The following is a 2,451-nucleotide window of genomic DNA, read 5'->3' on the forward strand; positions in this document are numbered from 1 at the left end:
GTCCCCCCCGGGGGGGTTCGGCCCCCCCCCGTCCCCCCCGGGCGGGCGCCGCCGGGCCCCCCCCCCCCCGCGGGCGCCCCCCCCCCCCCCGGGGGCGCCCCCCCGCCCCTCCTCCCGCGCGGCCGCCGCGCACCCTGACGGCGTATGACACCAAGGACCGCTCTCCCATGACCATCAGCCCCCTCCTGCACCGCCCGCGCAGACGGCCCGCCCCCGAACCGTCGCGCTACCGCGACGTCCTGGACCTCCCGAACGTCACCCGCCTCCTGGCCGGCGCGGTCATCGGCCACCTCCCCGTCGCCATGGCACCGCTCGCGATCCTGATCGCCGTACGGGCGGACGGCGGCAGCCTGCGCCTGGCCGGAATCCTCGCCGCCGTGTACGGACTGGCGGCCGCGATCGGGCAGCCGCTGTGGGGACGCCTCCTGGACCGGCACGGCCACCGCGTCGCGATCGGCGTCACCGCCCTGGCCTCGACCACGGCCTTCCTCGCGCTCGCTTTCCTCAGCCCGGCCGGCCATCCCGCACCGGCCGCGGTCATCGCCGCGGCCGCGGGCCTGTGCACCCCACCTCTGGAGGCGGCGCTGCGCGTCCTGTGGCCGAACGTCGTGGAGAGCCCGCAGCACCGCCGGGCCGCGCTCGCGCTCGACGCCTGCGCCCAGGAACTCGTCTTCATCGGCGGCCCGCTCCTGGTCCTGGGTCTCGACGCCGTGACGGGCACCGTCCTCGTGCTCACCGCCACCGCCGCGATCGGCCTCGGCGGATCCGCACTGTTCCTGTCCGCGCCGCCCACCCGCACCTGGCAGCCGGCCCCCACCCGCACCCACTGGCTCGGACCGATCCGTGTCCCCGGCCTGCGCGCCCTGGCCGCCGCGCTGTTCGGCGCGGGCATCACCCTGGGCGCGCTGAACGTGGTGGCCCTCGCGGCGGGGGAGCGCCACCACGCCGGCTACCTGTCGACGATGATCCCCGCCGCGCTCGCCGTCGGCAGCCTGACGGGCGGACTGCTCTTCGGCCGCCGCACCTGGCCCGGCTCCCCGGCCCGCCAACTCCTGCTCATCGGCGCCGGATTCCTGCTCGGCTCGCTGCCGATGCTCGCCGATCCCGCTCCGCCGCTGGCCATCGCGGCCGCCGTCCTGCCCGGCCTGTTCCTCGCGCCGCTCCTGGTCACCGGCTTCCACGCACTCGACGTCCTCGTCCCGCGCAGCACCCTCGCCGAGGCGTCCGCCTGGCTGATCGCCTGTCTCGGCCTGGGACAGGCCGCCGGCACCGCGCTTGCGGGCCTCGTTCCCTCCACCGCCCCCGCAGGGGCCGCCGCCGTCGCGGCCGCCGGCGCCGCGCTCGGCCTGTTCCTGCTGCTGGTCACCCGCCGCCACCTCACCCTGCAGACACCGAAGGGCGTGGGGCGCGGATCAGCCGAGCCGCTGGCCGGATCGAGATGAACCCGGGCATTCAGCCCCGCCCGCGGCGGATCCGCGGCTACCGTGGCACCGAGAGCCCGGCGCGCATCCCCCCGTGTGTGCGCCGGGCCTTGCACTGCCCGCACCAGTTCACCGCGCGCCCCGCCTGGCCGCCCACCCGGGATCGTGCCGCGGCGGCTCCACCCGCTCTTCCTCCTGCCAGGAGCGGATATTGCGCACGCTCTGGCGGGGGTGCGAGACGAGCCGGACCGCCAGCGCGAGGGCGAGCACCGGCTGCGCCGCCCACCATGCCGCCGTGCCCATCTCCTGACGCTGCGCCCAGTGCGCCGCACGCCGGGCCGGCCGCCAGCACCTGATCAGGTAGCCCAGCACCGAGCCGGCCGCGAGTGCGATCACGAGGGTCATCCGCCCATGCTCGCAGCCCCGATGCTGCGCGCGGACCAGTCCCGAACCGCCCGGCGCGCCAACCGCCGCGGCCTGGCGCGCAGTTCTTTATCCACAGGAACCGCTGAGCGCGGCGGGTGAGGTCCGGAAATCGCCGGACTCTGTCCACAGGCCACCAAATCCAAGATCAGTTCACCAGCAGGTACTTCGCCCCGGCGCAGCGTGCGCTGACCGGCCGAGCCTGCCGTGTACCAGTGGAGGCTGATCTCACCTATGCGTAAGACCCGACCGCGCCTGCTGCGCCGCGTCATGGCGACCGCCGCGCTCGTCGCCGCCGCGGGGGCCGTGGCCACCCCGGCAGCCCTCGCCGCCAGTTCCCCCTCGCCGAAGCCGTCCGCCTCGGCGGCCGACGAGGCATCGCTGGCGCTGAAGGTCGAGGTGTCGGCGAAGGCCGGCTCCCCGAGCCCGGGGCCGACCGGGGAGCCGGGCACCGACCCGACGACCCCGCCGACGACGGACCCCACCGGCCCGCCGACCACCGATCCGACGGAGCCGGGGACCGATCCCACGACCCCGCCGACGACCGATCCCACGACCCCTCCGACGACGGATCCCACGACCCCGCCGACCACGGACCCGACCGATC

The 2,451-nt window shown here is 76.5% G+C and carries 2 protein-coding genes and 1 pseudogene; 2 read left to right on the plus strand and 1 reads right to left on the minus strand.

The window, feature by feature from the left end:
- The first annotated feature begins 167 nt into the window (after nucleotides 1-167).
- Nucleotides 168-1,442 (plus strand): MFS transporter, encoded by a 1,275-nt coding sequence (locus tag ACFWP7_RS39665; protein ID WP_384392491.1) that lies wholly within the window; start codon nucleotides 168-170, stop codon nucleotides 1,440-1,442.
- A 108-nt stretch (nucleotides 1,443-1,550) separates the two neighbouring features.
- Here ACFWP7_RS39665 and ACFWP7_RS39670 read toward each other — a convergent pair whose 3' ends face one another.
- On the minus strand, nucleotides 1,551-1,826 hold the full coding sequence (locus tag ACFWP7_RS39670; RefSeq protein WP_384392493.1) for a hypothetical protein: 276 nt from the start codon (nucleotides 1,824-1,826) through the stop codon (nucleotides 1,551-1,553).
- Nucleotides 1,827-2,078: 252 nt separating this feature from the next.
- Between ACFWP7_RS39670 and ACFWP7_RS39675 the strand changes: the two are divergent.
- Nucleotides 2,079-2,451, plus strand: a pseudogene (locus tag ACFWP7_RS39675) (hypothetical protein); the annotation flags it as partial.

It is taken from the genome of Streptomyces sp. NPDC058470 (assembly GCF_042721055.1).
Taxonomy (GTDB): Bacteria; Actinomycetota; Actinomycetes; order Streptomycetales; family Streptomycetaceae; genus Streptomyces.